This is a genomic window from Streptomyces sp. NBRC 110611 (assembly GCF_001590865.1).
GTDB lineage: Bacteria > Actinomycetota > Actinomycetes > Streptomycetales > Streptomycetaceae > Streptomyces.
Genome location: NZ_BBUY01000001.1, coordinates 610,994 through 627,942, shown reverse-complemented (window position 1 = coordinate 627,942; position 16,949 = coordinate 610,994). Strand labels below are relative to the sequence as shown.

Here is a 16,949-nt window from a genome sequence, read left to right as displayed (position 1 = left end):
GACGCCACGGCCTCACCCCATGGTACGTGGCTGGGGCGACATTGGCCGCCCCAGCCCTTCACCAGGGCCTCTGACCTGCGGTTTCTTACCGATTATTAGCGCATCGGTTACTTCTTGTAACCGGTTGGCCAATCGGTCACTTCTTGTAGCCGATGTCCTGGAAGCGGGGGGTGGTGAAACCGAAGGCGCCGACGTTGGCCAGCGACTTCCTGGTGGCGACCAGCTCGGGCCGCTGGTAGAGCGGGACCGATCCGGCGGCCGCCCAGATCCGGGCGTCGGCCTGGTCCATCAGCGTGCGCGCGGAGCTCTCGTCCAGCTCCCCGGCGGCCTGGTCGAAGAGCTGGTCGATGTGGTCGGTGCCGACCCGGCTGTAGTTCTGCTCGACGGTCAGCGAGCCGTCCGGCGCGGGCTGCGGTTTGGCGTAGATCGGGCGGGCGTCGGTCGCCGGGTAGGCGCTGCCGGGCCAGGAGTACAGCGCCAGGTCGAAGTCGCCGGAGGCGATGTGGTCCTGGAAGTAGCTGGCGTCCGAGACCCGCTGGACGGAGGTCTGCACGCCGATCTTGGCGAGCATGGTCGCGATCCGCCGCCCGACGGTGCGCAGCTGCTGGGATCCGGCGCCGTCGGGGAGGACGAAGCGCAGCGTGAGCGGCTTGCCGTCCTTCTTGACGGTGCCGGCCCGGACCACCGTGTCGTCGGCCGGCCGCCGGGCGGCGTGCGCGGCCGCGCCGAGGGCGCGCTCGGCGGCGGCGTGCCGGGCGCCCGGGTGGCCGCCGGCTCCCGGCAGGTCCGCGGCCTGGCCGGTCTCGATCCGCTCGGCGGCGCGCAGCGCCCGTGCCGCACGCTTGCGGTACCGCTTGTACTTGGCGTACGCGGCGGACTTCTTGTCGCCGTCCGCCTTCTGCTTCGCGCGGGCGGCCGCGTCCTTGTAGAACCCGGCGCTCTGCCGGAGCAGGGCGGCCTGCTGGACCTCGGAGCCGACCGCTCCGGTGAAGGACAGCGGGGCCTCGGCGGCGGCGGGGCGCATGCCGTCGTACCGGCCGTCCCTGGCGGGTGCGCCGGCGTGTCCGGCATGGCGGGCGTGCCCGCTGTCGGCGCGCTCGCCGAAGGAGCCGTCCCCGTAGCGTTCGCCGTGCGCCGCGCCGCCGGAGCGGTTCCGGGACGAGCCCTCGCCGTCCTCGTCCCGGGGGTTCGTGGCGTGGCGGGACTGGCCGGAGTGGCCGGAGTGACCGGAGTGGCCGGAGAATCCGGTGCCGCCGGGGGGCCCGGAGGCCCCGAAGTCGTCGACGCCACGCCAGACGCCCGGTGCCGGTGCGCCGGCCTTCTCCTCTGCTGCCGTCTCCCCTCCCCTCCCCCCTGCCTTCTCCTCGGACTTCTGCTCGGCCTGCTGGCCGTCCCCGTCGTCGGCCTTCCAGCCGGCGTCCGCGAGCAGCGCCTTGGCGGACCCGGCGTCCTGGTCGCCGAGCGCGTCGCTGTGGTCCGCGTAGCCGGGCTGCCCGGCCAGCAGCAGATGGCTGCCGACCGCCCGGGACGGCAGGTCGAGCGGCTTGAGGACGGTGTCGGCAAGGGCCTGCCGGTCGATGGCCCGGGCCACCGCGCGGCGCACCCGGTCGTCGGCGAGCGGGCCGCTGCTGCCGTTGAGGGCGAGCTGGGTGTAGGCGGGCTCAAGGGCCTTGTGGAGGGTGTAGCCGCGCAGCGCGGCAGCCTCCTTGGCGGTGTTCCCCTTGGCTGCGTCGTCCTTGGCTGTGTCCTTCTTGGCGGCGTCGTCCTTGGCCGCGCGGGCGCCCGTACGGCCGTCTGCCCGGTCGCCGGCGCCCGCCTTACGGGACGTACCGGCGCCCGCGGCGGAGCCGACCCGCTGCGCAACGCCCGGGTCGACCGCGGCGACGTCGACGGTCCCGGCTGCCAGCGCCGCGGCCCGTTTGTCGCCGGGCACCGCCTCCAGCACGATCGTCCGGAGCTTGGCGGGCGCGCCCCACCACTTCGGGTTCCGGGCGAGGACGACCCGTCCCCGCTTGGCGTCCCGCTGCTGGACGAGGAACGGCCCCGCGCCGACCGTGAGCCGCTCACGGGCCCGGTCGTTGAAGGCGTTGGCGTCGCCCATCACGCTCTTGGGGTAGAGCGGGGTGAACAGGGACCGCCAGTCGGCGTACGGCCGGGCGAAGGTGACCTTGACCTCGCGCGGGCCGGCGCCCTGCTCGACCTTGCCGATCCGGTCGTACCCGGCGTTCCGGGCGGTCCAGTACGCGCTGTCCTTGCCGCGCAGCGCGGTCCACTGGGCGATGAAGTCCGCAGCGGTGATCGGCGTCCCGTCGCTCCACCGCGCCTTGGAGTTGATCGTGTACGTGACGACCTGCTTGGGGTCGCGGGCGCTGACGTCCGCGGCGTCCAGGTAGTCGGCGTTGCGCTGCGGTGTGCCATGGGCGTCGAGGGTGAACATGCTGGGCAGCACGGCACCGGCGATCCGGGTGGTGGCCGCGTCGGCGTCGGCCTGGAAGGCGTTGAAGGTGCCGGGCATCGCGTCGATCGCCCAGCGCAGGGTGCCGCCGTCGCGGAGGTCGCCGCGGGGCGCCGGGGCGATGTCCTGGAACTCGGTGACGGATGCCTCCCGGCCGCCGTCGTCACCGCATCCGGCCAGGGCCGGCAGCGGGAGCAGCACGCCGGCCGCGACGAGTGCGGCGATGCGGCGTCCACGGGCCGGGCGGGCGGGCTTGTCGTGGTCGGTCATGGCTGTTACCTCCGGGCTCGCCCGCTTCGTGCCGCTGTCCGCTCCCTCGCCGGCGCGCCGGGTGCGCTCCGGCCCGCCACACGTTCGGCCGACTTTCCACGTTCGGCCGACTTTGCGGCTCATCACATCTATGGGCCCCTACTGAAGGCGACCACCCAGCGACCGGCGGCCCGACACGTCGGGGGCCGCACCAAGGTCACCCGTCCGGCCCAATTCACCGCCTCCGGGGGCCGCTTCATGGGCCCAATCCCGGCCCAATCCCGGCCCGCTCCCGGTTCCGTTCGCGCCCGTTCACGAGTCCGCGTACGCACGTACATCCGCTCCGGCCCGTACCGTCGTTCGATCCGCGCCATGGCGCGCGGTTGCCGGAACGCACCGGTTCGAGTCGTAATCGCGCCTGCCCCCTTCCCAAGGCCTACTGTGACGCGCGACACTCTCGGGCGCATGAGATCGCCCACCACACTTCAACAGTGAGGGCACGTGACATGTCCCTTCAGGACGAACTGACGGCGGTGGAACGCAACCTGGACGACCTGGTCCGGTCGGTGGGCAAGCTGGAGTCCCGGCTCGGCGCGCGGGGCCTGGACGTCCGGCGGGTGCGCACCGACACGGACCATCTGCGCGAAAGCGTCGCCCTGCTGAGACAGAGCGCCGCCGCCGGGCCGCCGGGCGGTCGTCTGGGCGCGGAGACACCGGAGGTGCCGGAGGTGGTGCAGATCCCCGACGCACCGTACGACGCCAAGCTCTGGAGGGACGCCGACGACGAGGGGCTCGGCTCCCGTAACGGCCATGCCCCGTAACTGCCGTGCCTCGTAACGGCCATGCCCCCTAGGGGATGGCCCTTACGGGATGTCCCCTAGGGGATGCCCTCGCCCCACTCAGACCCCTACCCCGTTGCCGCATCGAGCAGCCGCCCCGACGGAGTGACCGCCGGAGTCGTCACCGTACTTGGCAGGGTATGGCGCCTACTTGACCGAGTCGTCGCCGTACTCGACGAGCAGGTGACGTACTTGACCGAGTACGCGACGTACTCGACGGAGCATTCCGGACGGAGCGTGCCTTTCACGGAGACCGACGTTGGCCACTGGCACCGAACCCTCATCGCAGCCGGCCGCGACCGGTGTGCACACCGCTTCGCGCGCCGCCATCCCCGCCCGCCATCTGCGGACCGACCGCTGGTGGCTGGCGCCGGCCGGCACCGCCGCCGGACTGCTCGCGTTCGTCGTCTATTCGACCTGGCGGGCGTTCGCGAACGCCGACTACTACGACGCCCCCTACGTCTCGCCCTTCTACTCGCCGTGCCTGGCGCAGAACTGCGAGACGATGCGGGGCGGGCCCAACTGGGAGATCTTCGGCAGCTGGTGGGGCCTGTCCCCCGCGCTGCTGATCCTGATCTTCCCGCTGGGCTTCCGGCTGACCTGTTACTACTACCGCAAGGCCTACTACCGGGGCTTCTGGGCCTCGCCTCCGGCCTGCGCGGTCGCCGAACCGCACAAGAAGTACACCGGTGAGACCCGCTTCCCGCTGATCCTGCAGAACATCCACCGCTACTTCTTCTACTTCGCGATCCTGGTCGCCGGTGTGCTGACCTACGACACCGCGCTCACCTTCCGCGACGAGCACTACCACTGGGGCCATATGGGCCTGGGCAGCCTGGTGTTCCTCGTCAACATCGTGCTGATCTGGGCGTACACCCTCTCCTGCCACTCCTGCCGGCACATCGTCGGCGGCCGGCTGCGGCACTTCTCCAAGCACCCGGTGCGCTACCGGCTGTGGGGCTGGGTCGGCAAGCTCAACGAGCGGCACATGCTGCTCGCCTGGTCCTCCCTGATCAGCGTGGCACTGGCGGACTTCTACGTCTTCCTGCTGGCCACCGGGGCCTTCGACGACCCCCGCTTCTTCTGACCGGCAACAGCACAGACAACAACTTCACACCGACGACGACTTCTAGGAAAGGTGTGCCCTCCGATGGCGCATGTGGACCGGCAGGCATGGGATGTGGTCGTGGTGGGCGCGGGCGGCGCAGGGCTGCGCGCCGCCATCGAGGCCCGCGAGGCCGGCATGCGGACGGCCGTGATCTGCAAGTCCCTGTTCGGCAAGGCCCATACGGTGATGGCCGAGGGCGGTATCGCGGCCAGCATGGGCAATGTCAACGAGAACGACAACTGGCAGGTCCACTTCCGGGACACCATGCGCGGCGGCAAGTTCCTCAACCAGTGGCGGATGGCGGAGCTGCACGCCCGTGAAGCACCGGACCGGGTATGGGAGTTGGAGACCTGGGGCGCGCTCTTCGACCGCACACCGGACGGCCGGATCTCGCAGCGCAACTTCGGCGGCCACGAGTACCCGCGCCTGGCGCACGTCGGGGACCGTACGGGGCTGGAGCTGATCCGCACCCTCCAGCAGAAGATCGTCTCCCTCCAGCAGGAGGACGAGCGGAAGTACGGCGCGTACGACGCCCGGCTGAAGGTCTTCCAGGAGTGCACGGTCACCCGGGTCCTGAAGGACCACAGCCGCGCCACGGACGGCCGGGTCTCCGGCGTCTTCTGCTACGAGCGGGAGTCGGGCCGGTTCTTCGTGCTGGAGGCGCCAGCGGTGGTGCTGGCCACCGGCGGTATCGGCAAGTCCTTCAAGGTGACCTCGAACTCCTGGGAGTACACCGGCGACGGGCACGCGCTGGCGCTGCTGTCCGGGGCGTCGCTGATCAACATGGAGTTCGTGCAGTTCCACCCCACCGGGATGGTCTGGCCGCCGTCGGTCAAGGGCATCCTCGTCACCGAGTCCGTACGCGGCGACGGCGGAGTGCTGCGCAACAGCGACAACCGGCGCTTCATGTTCGACTACATCCCGGACGTCTTCAAGGAGAAGTACGCGGAGACCGAGGAGGAGGGCGACCGCTGGTACGAGGACCCGGAGCACAACCGGCGCCCGCCCGAGCTGCTGCCCCGTGACGAGGTCGCCCGCGCCATCAACGCCGAGGTGAAGGCGGGCCGTGGCTCCCCGCACGGCGGGGTCTTTCTGGACGTGTCCACCCGGCTGCCCGCCGAGGTGATCCAGCGGAAGCTGCCGTCCATGTACCACCAGTTCAAGGAGCTGGCGGATGTGGACATCACCGCCGAACCGATGGAGGTCGGCCCGACCTGCCACTACGTGATGGGCGGGGTGGATGTGGACCCGGACACCGCGGCGGCGACCGGCGTACCGGGCCTGTTCGCGGCCGGTGAGGTGGCCGGCGGAATGCACGGCTCCAACCGTCTGGGCGGCAATTCCCTCTCCGACCTGCTGGTCTTCGGCCGCCGGGCGGGCCTGCACGCGGCCGAGTACGCGGCGGGGCTGGCCGAGCGGCCGGCCGTCGATCCGCGGCAGATCGACGCCGCGGAGGCGGAGGCGCTGCGCCCGTTCAGCGCCGAGGCGACGGAGGTGACCGAAGCGGCGGAGGTGACCGAAGCGGCGGAACGGGCTGATGGTGGCGCGGCCGGCGGCCGGGGCCCGGTCGAGAATCCGTACACCCTCCATCAGGAGCTCCAGCAGGCGATGAACGACCTGGTCGGCATCATCCGCCGGGAGGGCGAGATGTACGAGGCCCTCAAACGCCTGGCGGATCTGCGGGTCCGGGCCCGGCGGGCCACCGTCGAGGGGCACCGGCAGTACAACCCCGGCTGGCACCTCGCCCTCGACCTGCGGAACATGCTGCTGGTCAGCGAGTGTGTGGCGCGGGCGGCGCTGGAGCGGGAGGAGAGCCGGGGCGGGCACACCCGCGACGACCATCCGGCGATGGACCGCGGCTGGCGCAACATCAATCTGGTGTGCCGGCTGGCCGATCCGCAGGGTGACTCCCGGGCCGCGGACCCGTCGCTGGGCCAGATCCGGCTGTCCCGGCGCGAGTCCCCGCCGATCCGGCCCGATCTGCTGGAGCTGTTCGAGAAGGACGAGCTGGCGAAGTATCTGACGGACGAGGAGCTGAGCCGGTGAGCGAGGCACAGACGGCACAGGGCACGGACGGGCCGCGGCCCGCCGGGCAGGACGAACGGCAGGCCGACGGGCCGGACGGGCGGCGGACCGACGGGCCGGACGGGCGGCGGCAGGCCGACGGGCAGGACGGGCGGTCCGGGGCGTATCCGGCCCACTTCCGGGTGTGGCGCGGCGACGCGGGCTCCGGAGGCCTAGAGGACTTCACGGTCGAGGTGCACGAGGGCGAGGTGGTGCTGGACATCATCCACCGTCTGCAGGCGACCCAGGCGCCCGATCTCGCGGTGCGCTGGAACTGCAAGGCGGGCAAGTGCGGTTCGTGCAGCGCGGAGATCAACGGGCGGCCGCGGCTGATGTGTATGACCCGGATGTCGGTGTTCGACCGTACGGAGACGATCACGGTCACCCCGATGCGGGCGTTCCCCGTCGTCCGCGACCTGGTCACCGACGTGTCGTTCAACTACGCCAAGGCGCGGGAGATCCCGTCGTTCGTCCCGCCCGCGGAGCTGGCGCCCGGTGAGTACCGGATGCGGCAGGAGGACGTGGGCCGCTCACAGGAGTTCCGTAAGTGCATCGAGTGCTTCCTATGCCAGGACACCTGCCATGTGGTGCGGGACCACGAGGAGAACAAGGCGGCGTTCGCCGGTCCGCGGTTCCTGATGCGGATCGCCGAACTGGACATGCACCCCCTCGACGCGGCGCCGGCGTCCGGGCTCGACCGGAAGACCACCGCGCAGGACGCACACGGGCTGGGCTACTGCAACATCACCAAGTGCTGTACGGAGGTCTGCCCCGAGCACATCAAGATCACGGACAATGCGCTGATCCCGCTGAAGGAGCGCGCCGCGGACCGGAAGTACGACCCGCTGGTGTGGCTCGGGAACAAGATCCGGCGCCGTACGGAGTGAGGCGGGCATGCCTCCCCCTCCCCCTCCCCCGGAGCTGACCCGGCGCACGGTACTGGCGGGGATCGGCGGCCTTCCGCTGGCCGCGGCGGCCGGGGTGCCCGAGCCCGTCCCTACGGCGGGCCGGGCGTCCGGCACCCGCCCGGGCCGGGACGACGCGCCGCTCGCCGCGGCCGGCGGCCGCACGGCCACCCTGCTGCGCGGCGCGGCGCTGGTGCTGACCATGGATCCGGCCATCGGCGAGGGCCCCCTGGGCACGCTGGAGAACGGCGTCGACGTCCTGCTGCGCGACGGCCGGATCGGCGCCGTCGGGCGGCGCCTGGACGCGCCGCCCGGCGCCCGGGTCGTCGACGTCCGCGGCAAGCTCGTCCTGCCGGGCTTCGTGGACCTGCACAACCACCTGTGGCAGGCCGGTATCCGCGGCGGCTGCGCGGACCGGGACCTGACCGGCTGGCTGGCCGGCTGCAACCGCCCGGCGCTGCCGAGGATCGACGCCCAGGACATGTACCGCCTGGTGCTGCTGGCCGCGCTCGACGTCGTCCGGACGGGCGTCACCACCGTCGTCGACTGGGTGCACCCGATCCCGTACGCAACCACCGAGCGCTATGTCCGGGCGCTGGCCGACGCCGGGCCCCGGTTCGTCTACGCGGCGTACCAGCCGGCCGCCGGCCTCCCGCTCGTCCGCAAGGCCGCGGCCGAGTTCCTGGATCCGCTGCCGCTGGCCTCGGCGCAGGTGGCGACGCGGGCCGCCTGGCCCGACCGTGCCGGGCTGCGGCAGTGCCGGGAGCTCGCCCGCGAGCTGGGCGTGCTGCTCAACTGCCATGTCCTCGAACGCCGCACGGACCGTGCCGACCAGCCGGTCCGCGCGCTGCGGTGGGCCGGCGCCTTCGGGCCGGGGCTGCTGATGAACCACGCGGTGCACCTCACCGACGAGGAGGTCGCGCTGACCGGTGCGCACGACGTACGGGTGGCGTACTGCCCGCTGAGCAATATGCGGCTGGCCTCGGGCATCGCACCGCTGCCCGCGCTGCACCGGCACGGCGTACGGGCCGGGCTCGGGCAGGACGGCGGGACCAACGACACCTCGGACATGTTCGCGCTGATGAAGGCGGCGGTCGGGCTGCAGCGGGCCCGGCACGAGGACGCCTCGGTCCATCCGACGATCCCGGAGGTGCTGCGGATGGCGACGCTGGGCGGCGCGGAGTGCCTGGGCATGGCGGACCGGATCGGCTCACTGACCCCGGGCAAGCGCGCCGATGTCGTCGTCCTCGACCCCGGCACGCTCAATTTCGCCCCGCGCTTCGACTGGACCGGCCAGATCGTCCTCAACGGCCAGCCGCCGAACGTCACCGAGGTCTTCGTCGACGGCCGTCCGCTGAAGTCCGGGGGCGAGCTGCCGCATGTGGACGTCGAACGGGTGATCCACGAGGCGGAACGCGCGGCGGCCCGGCTCCGGGCGGCTATGTGAGGGGGACGGGCGACGGCCCGGCTCCGGGCGGTGGTGTGAGGGGGATGGGCGGTCGGTCCCGTACGGAGAGTCCCCTAAGGCAAGCCCCCACGGAGAGCCCCCTAAGGGAAGTCCCCCACGGGAAGTCCCGTACGGGAAGTCCCCTAAGGGTTCGATGGCCCCCCTTTCATCCAGGGTAGGGGCGCCGCCCACGGCCCGCGCCCCCTGTGGACAGCCGGCCCGTCAGAACAGGCTCAGCAACGCCTCCGCCGGATCCGACGCCGCCGACTCCCCGTCCGGCAGGGCGAGTTCGAACCAGACCGTCTTGCCGCGCGGGGTGCGGCGGCTGCCCCAGCCCCGGCTCAGCAGGCCGACGAGCTGGAGCCCGCGGCCGCCCTCGTCGGTGTCGCGGGCGCGGCGGCGGCGCGGCTGGGCGAGGTCGGCGTCCCAGACCTCGCAGACCAGGGTGCGGTCCAGCAGCAGCCGCAGCCGGATATCACCGTGGCCGTGCCGTAGTGCGTTCGTGACCAGCTCGCTGACCAGCAGCTCCGTGGTGTCGACCAGGCCTTGCAGGCCCCAGTCCGTGAGCTGCTCACGGGCCAGTTCGCGGGCCCGGGCAACCGAACGGGCCTCCGGCGCCAGGTTCCAGTCGCCGACCGCGTCCTTGGGCAGCCCGTGCACCCGCGCCATCAGCAGCGCGATGTCGTCCTCGCCGTGCGAGGTGTCCAGGGCGGTCAGGACGTGGTCGCAGGCGTCCTCCAGCGGGCGGTCGGCGTCCGTCAGGGCGGCCCGGAAGGCGTCCAGTCCCTCGTCGAGGGGGTGGTGCCGGGACTCGACCAGGCCGTCGGTGTAGAGGGCGAGCAGCGCGCCGTCCGGCAGCTCGACCTCGGTCTCCTCGAACGGCTCGCCGCCGACGCCCAGCGGCATCCCCGGTGGTACGTCGAGCAGCCGCGCCTCCTCGCCTTCCTGGAGGAGCACCGGCGGCAGGTGCCCGGCGTTGGCGAAGGTGGCGCGGCGGGTGACCGGGTCGTAGACGGCGTAGACGCAGGTGGCGAGGTAGACCTCGGAGAGGTCGGCGGTACCGGCGGTGCGGGTGGCGGCGCCGGGTTCCAGGGCGCCTCTGGCGGGTCCGGACGGGCCGCGGACGGCAGTCCGGGCCGAGGTCCGGGCCGAGGTCCGGGCGGGGGTCCGGGCGGAGGTCCGGCCGCCGCCGGTGCCGCCGAGCCCGCGGGCGATCTCGTCCAGCGCCGAGAGTACCTCGGCGGGCTCCAGGTCCAGCAGCGCCAAGGTCCGTACCGCGGTGCGCAGTTCGCCCATCGCCACGGCGGCGCGCAGGCCGCGGCCCATGACGTCGCCGACGACCAGCGCGGTGCGGTGGCCGGGGAGTTCGATGACGTCGAACCAGTCGCCGCCGACCTCGGTGGCGGTGGTGCCGGGCAGGTAGCGGCAGGCGATGTCGAGGCCGGCCGCTTCCGGGTCGCCGGGCGGCAGCAGGCTGCGCTGGAGGATCAGGGCGCGTTCGTGCTCGCGGCGGTAGAGGCGGGCGTTGTCGATGCAGACGGCGGCACGGGCGGCCAGTTCGACGGCGAGGGCGGTGTCGCGTTCGCCGAACGGCTCGCTGCCCTTCGTACGGGAGAACTGCACCAGGCCGACGACGGTGTCCCGGGCGACCATGGGGACGGCGAGGGTGGAGTGCACCACGGCGCCCAGCTCCGGTCCCTCGTCGCTCTCCCGGCCCGGGATGATCTGCGCCCGGGCGGTGCGCAGGGCGCCCGCGCAGGGGGAGTTGAAGGGGTAGCGGTGGACGGCACCGACCTCGACCGGGTCCGGTCCGTCCTCGGGGACGCGGCAGGCGGCGCCGGCGAACGGGGCGTCGGAGACCGCGCTGGCGAAGGCCACCCTGCGCAGCTCGGCGCTGCCGTCGCTCATGCCGGGCGGTGTCTCGTCGCCGGAGAGCAGGCCCTGGTAGAGGTCCACCGACGCCAGGTCGCAGAACTGCGGTACGGCGACGTCCAGGAGGGTGCGGGCGGTGGTCTCCAGGTCGAGGGAGTTGCCTATCCGGGCGCCGGCCTCATTGAGCAGGGCGAGGTTGCGGCGGGCGTTGGCGGCCTCGCGTTCGGCCCGGCGGCGGCCGGTGACGTCGGCGGCGAGGGCGGCGACGCCGATGGGGCGGCCGCTGGCGCCGTGCAGCCGGTAGAGCGACACCGACCAGCGGCGGCGCTCCTCCTCGCCGGGCACCCCGCCGACCAGCTGCAGCTCGGTGACCGGTTCGCCGGATTCCAGGACGCGGGCGAGGGCGGCGGTCATCCGCTCGGCCTCGGAGCGCGGCAGGAAGTCGTGCGGGGTGCGGCCGCGGTACTTGCTCGCCGGGCCGCCGAAGACGGTGGCGAAGCGTTCGTTGACGCGCAGCAGCCTCAGGTCCGTGCCGAACAGGGTGAAGCCCATGGGAGATTGACCGAAAACGGCCTGCGAGGCGGCGAGGTCGGTCTCGATGCCGCGCAGCGCCCGGACGTCGACGACGACGCAGACCGCGGCGCGCTCACCGTCCTCGCCGCGCGAGGGCATCACATAGATCTCGGCGAGGCCGTCGGCGGTGGCGCCTTCCGCCCTGCGGTAGGGCACCAGGCCGGTCCATTCGCGGCCGTCGAGGATCTCGGACACCTTGCGGTGTCCGGTGTCGCGCAACTCGCTGGGGACGAAGGCCTCGATGGGGTCCTTGCCGAGGGCGCGGCGGGCGGGGATGCCGAGCATCTGCTCGGCGCGCTCGCTCCACTGGTCGATCCGCCCGTCGGAGCCGAGGGAGAAGGAGGCCACCCGGATGTAGTCGTAGATCGAACCGGGCCGGCTGCTCTGCCATACGGGCGGACCCTGCGGGCCGGCTGCCCGCGGACGGCCACTCGGGTCACCGGGGCCGTCCGCACCGCCCTGACCATCGGCCTGCGCGGGTTCCGCCCCGCCGGATGACATCTTGCTCACGAGCCCCGTCCCCTCCAGCTCATCGTGCCCGGACCGGACCAGCCTGAGTATCCAGCACCCGGACTGTCCGGAACACGGTCTTCACGATCACAGCACAGTCTCGATCGCAGGCCATCGACGGAATGTCGGTGGAACGGCAACGATCAGGACCCCACCTGTCTCCTAACCAGCCACCGACCCGGCTAACCAGCCACAGACAGCTCGAACCACACTGTCTTACCGCTCTTTCCGTACCGGGTCCCCCAGCGCCGTGAAACGCCCGCGACCAGCTGCAACCCGCGGCCCCCCTCGTCGTCGGGGGCGGCGGTGCGCTCCTGCGGCGGGTCGGGCAGCGGATCGGAGACCTCGACGAGCAGTCCGCCGGAGCCCAGCAGCACCATACGGACGCCGATCGGACCGCTGGCGTAGCGCAGGGAGTTGGTGACGAGCTCGCTGACCAGGAGGACGGCCACATCGGCGGCGCCGTTCAGCCCCCAGTCGTCCAGGACGCGGCGGACCGCGGTGCGGGCGGTGCGGACCGCGCCGGGGTCGGCCGGAAAGCTCCATTCGGCGATCGGGGAACCGGTGGCCACGCCGCGCCTGCGGACGGTACGGGAGCCGGTCTGCGGGACCCCTGCCGCTGCGCTGTCGCTCACGCCGATCACATCCCAGCCCGGGGAACTCGGGGAATCCAGGAAACCCGGGGAACCCGGGAAACTCGGGGAATCTCCGACGGATTGCCCGCATGGATTGCCCGCATGGAAGGGTCAATCTGGACATACCCGATATCTGGCCCGAAGTACCGCGCAGAAGGGAGCGTTGTGGAGCAAATGGGGTGCTGTGCTGCAAATGCCTCATAGGGGAAGATCGGGGCCAGGATGACGAAGAGGACGGACCTCCGTACGCGCTGGAAGTCCGTACGCGCCGGGAGTCCGTACGCGCCGGAAGAACGCACGCCGGTGGGGCGCGGGCACGCGCGGGCGCACGACCCCTGGGCGAACGCGCACAGCGCCGCCCTCACGGGCCCGGGGACGGCCACGTACGGGGCCTCAGGGCGGCACCTCAGGGCGGCGCCAGGGCGGGCCTCACGGCGCCACGGCCACCAGGCCTACCGCTGCGGCAGGATGCCCGGCACCCCCGCCCTGGCGGCCAGCCGGCGCATCGCCTCGGCGACCGCCGGGCGATCCTGGTCCAGCCAGTCGACCTGATCCTCCTCACCGGGCAGCAGCCAGCGCAGCCGGTCGTGGTCCTGCAGGGGCCGCGGCTCCCCGGACACCAGCCGGGCGGTCCACACCCGCAGCACATAGCCGGGGCGCAACACCCACTCCCCCGGAATCCGCTCCACCACCGCCGCCTCGACGCCCAGCTCCTCGCGCAGCTCGCGCTCCAGCGCCTGTTCCGGCGTCTCGTCGTCCTCCACCTTGCCGCCGGGCAGCTCCCAGCGGCCGGCCAGCGCGGGCGGTGCGCTGCGCCGGGCGGCCAGCAGCCGCCCGCCGTCGCACACCGCCGCGCCGACCACTACGCGCACGGTCGTCATGCGCGGCAGCCTACGTCCCCCGCTCCCGTCCCGCTTCTCGCCCGCCGCCCCTCAGGCCGCCCTCCGGCCCGTCTCACGTCGTCGCGCGGTCGACCTTCTCGACCACGTAGAGCTGCCGGCTGCCACGGGCGTCGAGCCGGTCGGCCACCTTCTCCGCCTCCACTCGGGTGGCATAGCGGCCGACGCGATACCGGTTGCCGCCTTCGTCCTGGCGGATGACGACCCAGGGGAGCACCGCTCCGCCATCGGTCATTGCGCCCCTCCGTCCGCCGCGCGGCGCGCTGTCGCGCGCCCCTCGTCCGCTGATGCCGAAATCGCAATCCGCATATGCCCGAGCGTACGCCCGACCTTTACGCACCGGATATGGAATTACACAAAGAGATACCGAACCGGCCACCCGCAGACCCCGGCGAACCGGAATCGGCCTGCGAGTGGCCGGTTGCGCCCGATCGTCTCGGGCATACGTGCGGAATGACGTACGTAATGACGTGCGCGATGACGTGCGTCGTGACCGTACGGAACGAGTGCGGTGGCGCCGGGCTGCCGGGCTGACTCAGGCCCCTACGGGCGCCTTGGCCCCCGCGGCCTCCCCGGACCCGTCCGCCCCACGGGCCTCGTCCGCCGCCTGGATCTCGGCCTCCACCTGGACCAGCGTCGGGTTGCGCCAGGCGCTGCGCACGCCCCAGTAGTAGAAGGCGAGCGCGATCGCCGCGACGACCGCGATGTCGATGCCCTCCGGCAGATAGCCCTTGCCGCCGAACTCCTTACCGCCCAGGTAGGAGACGCACGCCATCACCAGCAGGTAGACCACCATCCAGGCCCCCGCCTTCAGGTGCGGCATCAGCTCGCGCCACGGGCTGCGGCCCTGCTTCCACGGCCGGACGATCTCGTACCAGGCCCAGACCGGCAGACCGACGGCCATGATGAAGATGACCTTGCCGGTGAGCGGCCACCTGCCCCAGTACAGGACCAGCGAGCCGAAGATCATCGCGATCGGCGCGATGACGGGCATGGCGCGCAGCTTCACCGGCCGCTTCATATGGGGCGACATACGCCGCAGACCCATCACGGCGACCGGTCCGGTGATGTAGGAGATGACGGTCGCGACGGAGACGACCTCGGCGAGCGAACCCCAGCCGCGGAAGACCGCCAGGAACATGAAGGCGACGACGAGGTTGAGCACCAGGGCGGGACGCGGGATGCCCGTCTTGGGGTCCACCTTGCCGAAGACGCCCGGCAGGTGGCCGTTCTCCTGGACGCCCTGGATCATGCGCGAGGTGGTGGCCGCGTAGATCATGCCGGTGCCGGACGGGGAGACGAACGCGTCCGCGTACAGCAGCAGGGCCAGCCAGTTCAGGCCCCAGGCCAGACCCAGCTCGGCGAGCGGGGAGTGGTAGTTGAGCCCGCCCCAGCCGGTGGCGCTCAGGTCGGCGGCGGGGACCGCGAAGAGGAAGGCGACCTGCAGCGCGAGGTAGATGACCAGCGCGATGATGATCGAGAAGGCGACGGCCTTGGGCAGCGACCGGCCCGGGTTACGGGCCTCGCCGGCGAGGTTCAGCGGCGACTGGAAGCCGTTGTAGGCCCAGACGATGCCGGAGAGCGCCACGCAGCTGAAGATCGCGCTCCAGCCGTTGGGAGCGAACCCGCCCGCGCGGTCGATGTTGCCGGTGTCGAAGTGCGCGAGCACCAGGGCGCCCGCGGTGAGGATCGGCACGACGACCTTGAACACGGTGATCGCGGTGTTGGTCTTCGCGAACAGCGACACCGCGAACCAGTTCATGAAGAAGTAGAAGATCAGCAGCACGCTGGCCACCGCGACGCCGGAGCCGGTGAGCTCCTTCCCGTCGAAGAGCGCCTTGGCCCAGCCGAAGTCCCAGGAACTCATGTACTGGACCGAGGCGGTCGCCTCACCGGGGATGACGGAGACGATGGCGATCCAGTTGGCCCACGCCGCCAGGTAGCCGGCCAGCGAACCGTGCGAGTACTGACCGTAGCGGACCATGCCGCCCGCCTTGGGGAACATCGAGCCGAGCTCGGTGTAGGTCAGGGCGATGGTCAGGGCGACGACCGCCCCGATGACCCAGGCGAGGATCGCGGCGGGGCCGGCGATGGCGGCGGCCCGCTCGGCTCCGAAGAGCCAGCCGGACCCGATGATCGACCCGAGACCAGTGGCGGTCAGGGCGATGGTCCCGAGGGACCGACGGTAATTCGAATGCGAACCCTGCTCCGCACCCGGGGTTTTCGTCGTGCTCACGTGCTGGTCTCCTGGTCTTCCCCCGTGCCGTGCACAAACTTCGCCATCGTAAGAGCGAATCGGAAGATCACCTGCCCGCAGCTGGCCAAAATTCCCGCCCAGCTGAGGGTCTGTGAGGTTTCCAACACCAAGATCCGGCCAACATTTGCTCGCATATCACCGCAATTCGGACATCGAGCTTGAGGCCGAAAGCGGTCAAGGATCGCTAACGGGGCGCCGGGAGAGCCCGCTCGACGAAGCGAAGGAGAGCCGAACAGCAGAGGCAACCGGGCGTAACCAGAGGTAAGCGGAGCAGGAAGGCGCCGGGGGCGCCGAGCGTGCGAGGGCGCCGACGGGTGACCGTTACTTCACCCACTTCACCGGCAGGTACCTGCTGCTGCTTCACCGGCAGGTGCCTACTGCTTCACCGGCAGGTGATAGGCCACGCGATAGCGGTCCGCGAGCGTGACGACATCCGCCGTCTCCACCGGCCGGCCGCCCGCGTAGTACGTCCGAGAGATCACCAGCACCGCATGCCCCGGTACGCCCCCCAGCGCCATCGCCTCCTCGGCCAGCGCGGGCCGCGCCCCGACCTCCTCGATGACGTTGTCCACCACCACATCGATGGCAGCCATGCGCTCGACCACCCCGCGCCCCGCCAGCGGCCCCTCCTCGGGCAGCATCACAGGCGTCCGCCCGGTCACGTCCAGGGGCTCCCAGGACGTCGAGAGCATCGCCGGCTCACCCTCCGCCCGGAAGACGTAGCGGGTCCGCATCACTCTGCCGCCCGGCGGAATGCGCAGCCGGGCCGCGACCACCGAACTGGCCGACTCCTGCTCGCTGTTGGACTCCCACGTGCCGCGCACCCGCTCGTCCGTCTGCTCCTGCCGGAACGGCGTGCAGCCGCCGACGGAGTGGTACCCGACGCGGGCGATACGGCGCGGTACCGGCCGCTCGCGTACGTACGTACCCGACCCCGACCGCCCTTCGACCAGCCCTTCCGCCATCAGCACCTTGCGCGCCTCCAGCGCGACGGTGTCCGAGACGCCGTACTCCTCGCGGATCCGGGCCTGGGAGGGAAGGCGGGTGTGCGGTGGCAGCACCCCGTCGACGATCTTCTGGCGCAGGTCGCCGGCGACGCGGAGGTACGCGGGCTGCTCACCGAAAGGCACGTGCCC

The 16,949-nt window shown here is 71.9% G+C and carries 12 protein-coding genes; 5 read left to right on the top strand and 7 right to left on the bottom strand.

Going from position 1 to position 16,949, the window contains the following annotated elements:
- Positions 1-136: 136 nt before the first annotated feature.
- Positions 137-2,725, bottom strand: a complete 2,589-nt coding sequence (locus AZE13_RS02740) for an ABC transporter substrate-binding protein (protein WP_066926385.1) — start codon at positions 2,723-2,725, stop codon at positions 137-139.
- A 485-nt stretch (positions 2,726-3,210) separates the two neighbouring features.
- Here AZE13_RS02740 and AZE13_RS02735 point away from each other — a divergent pair, with 485 nt between their 5' ends.
- From AZE13_RS02735 to AZE13_RS02715, 5 genes are all read left to right on the top strand, one after another.
- Complete coding sequence (locus tag AZE13_RS02735; RefSeq protein WP_066926383.1) at positions 3,211-3,525, top strand: hypothetical protein; 315 nt, start codon at positions 3,211-3,213, stop codon at positions 3,523-3,525.
- A gap of 277 nt (positions 3,526-3,802) precedes the next feature.
- Entirely contained in the window at positions 3,803-4,630 is an 828-nt protein-coding gene (locus AZE13_RS02730; RefSeq protein WP_066926381.1) for a hypothetical protein, read from the top strand.
- Between the two features lie 63 nt (positions 4,631-4,693).
- Positions 4,694-6,697: a fumarate reductase/succinate dehydrogenase flavoprotein subunit gene (locus tag AZE13_RS02725; RefSeq protein ID WP_066926378.1), complete on the top strand. Its 2,004-nt coding sequence runs from the start codon at positions 4,694-4,696 to the stop codon at positions 6,695-6,697.
- Entirely contained in the window at positions 6,694-7,602 is a 909-nt protein-coding gene (locus tag AZE13_RS02720; protein WP_258527545.1) for a succinate dehydrogenase/fumarate reductase iron-sulfur subunit, read from the top strand. The genes AZE13_RS02725 and AZE13_RS02720 overlap by 4 nt, the downstream gene beginning before the upstream one ends.
- Before the next feature lie 7 nt (positions 7,603-7,609).
- Positions 7,610-9,067 carry an amidohydrolase family protein gene (locus AZE13_RS02715; protein ID WP_066926377.1) on the top strand — a complete coding sequence of 486 codons (1,458 nt, stop codon included), beginning with the start codon at positions 7,610-7,612 and terminating at the stop codon, positions 9,065-9,067.
- Positions 9,068-9,289: 222 nt separating this feature from the next.
- On the opposite strand, the gene AZE13_RS02710 is transcribed toward AZE13_RS02715, so the two are convergent.
- From AZE13_RS02710 to AZE13_RS02685, 6 genes are all read right to left on the bottom strand, one after another.
- On the bottom strand, positions 9,290-12,013 hold the full coding sequence (locus AZE13_RS02710) for a SpoIIE family protein phosphatase (protein ID WP_079123688.1): 2,724 nt from the start codon (positions 12,011-12,013) through the stop codon (positions 9,290-9,292).
- A gap of 191 nt (positions 12,014-12,204) precedes the next feature.
- A complete protein-coding gene (locus AZE13_RS02705) occupies positions 12,205-12,666 on the bottom strand; it encodes an ATP-binding protein (RefSeq protein ID WP_066926375.1) in 462 nt (153 codons plus the stop codon).
- A 443-nt stretch (positions 12,667-13,109) separates the two neighbouring features.
- Positions 13,110-13,538 carry a (deoxy)nucleoside triphosphate pyrophosphohydrolase gene (locus AZE13_RS02700; RefSeq protein WP_181690232.1) on the bottom strand — a complete coding sequence of 143 codons (429 nt, stop codon included), beginning with the start codon at positions 13,536-13,538 and terminating at the stop codon, positions 13,110-13,112.
- 73 nt (positions 13,539-13,611) lie between these two features.
- Positions 13,612-13,791, bottom strand: coding sequence for an SPOR domain-containing protein (locus tag AZE13_RS02695; RefSeq protein ID WP_066926371.1), 180 nt, complete (start codon positions 13,789-13,791; stop codon positions 13,612-13,614).
- Between the two features lie 300 nt (positions 13,792-14,091).
- On the bottom strand, positions 14,092-15,792 hold the full coding sequence (locus tag AZE13_RS02690) for an APC family permease (protein ID WP_066926369.1): 1,701 nt from the start codon (positions 15,790-15,792) through the stop codon (positions 14,092-14,094).
- A 395-nt stretch (positions 15,793-16,187) separates the two neighbouring features.
- Positions 16,188-16,943 (bottom strand): GntR family transcriptional regulator, encoded by a 756-nt coding sequence (locus AZE13_RS02685; RefSeq protein ID WP_066927170.1) that lies wholly within the window; start codon positions 16,941-16,943, stop codon positions 16,188-16,190.
- Positions 16,944-16,949: the final 6 nt, after the last annotated feature.

What these genes read in the sequence shown, in the direction of transcription:
- AZE13_RS02740 (WP_066926385.1), bottom strand. Translation starts at nt 2,725, where the DNA reads ATGACCGACCACGACAAGCCCGCCCGCCCGGCCCGTGGACGCCGCATC.
- AZE13_RS02735 (WP_066926383.1), top strand. Translation starts at nt 3,211, where the DNA reads ATGTCCCTTCAGGACGAACTGACGGCGGTGGAACGCAACCTGGACGAC.
- AZE13_RS02725 (WP_066926378.1), top strand. Translation starts at nt 4,694, where the DNA reads ATGGCGCATGTGGACCGGCAGGCATGGGATGTGGTCGTGGTGGGCGCG.
- AZE13_RS02715 (WP_066926377.1), top strand. Translation starts at nt 7,610, where the DNA reads ATGCCTCCCCCTCCCCCTCCCCCGGAGCTGACCCGGCGCACGGTACTG.
- AZE13_RS02710 (WP_079123688.1), bottom strand. Translation starts at nt 12,013, where the DNA reads ATGTCATCCGGCGGGGCGGAACCCGCGCAGGCCGATGGTCAGGGCGGT.
- AZE13_RS02700 (WP_181690232.1), bottom strand. Translation starts at nt 13,538, where the DNA reads ATGACGACCGTGCGCGTAGTGGTCGGCGCGGCGGTGTGCGACGGCGGG.
- AZE13_RS02695 (WP_066926371.1), bottom strand. Translation starts at nt 13,791, where the DNA reads ATGACCGATGGCGGAGCGGTGCTCCCCTGGGTCGTCATCCGCCAGGAC.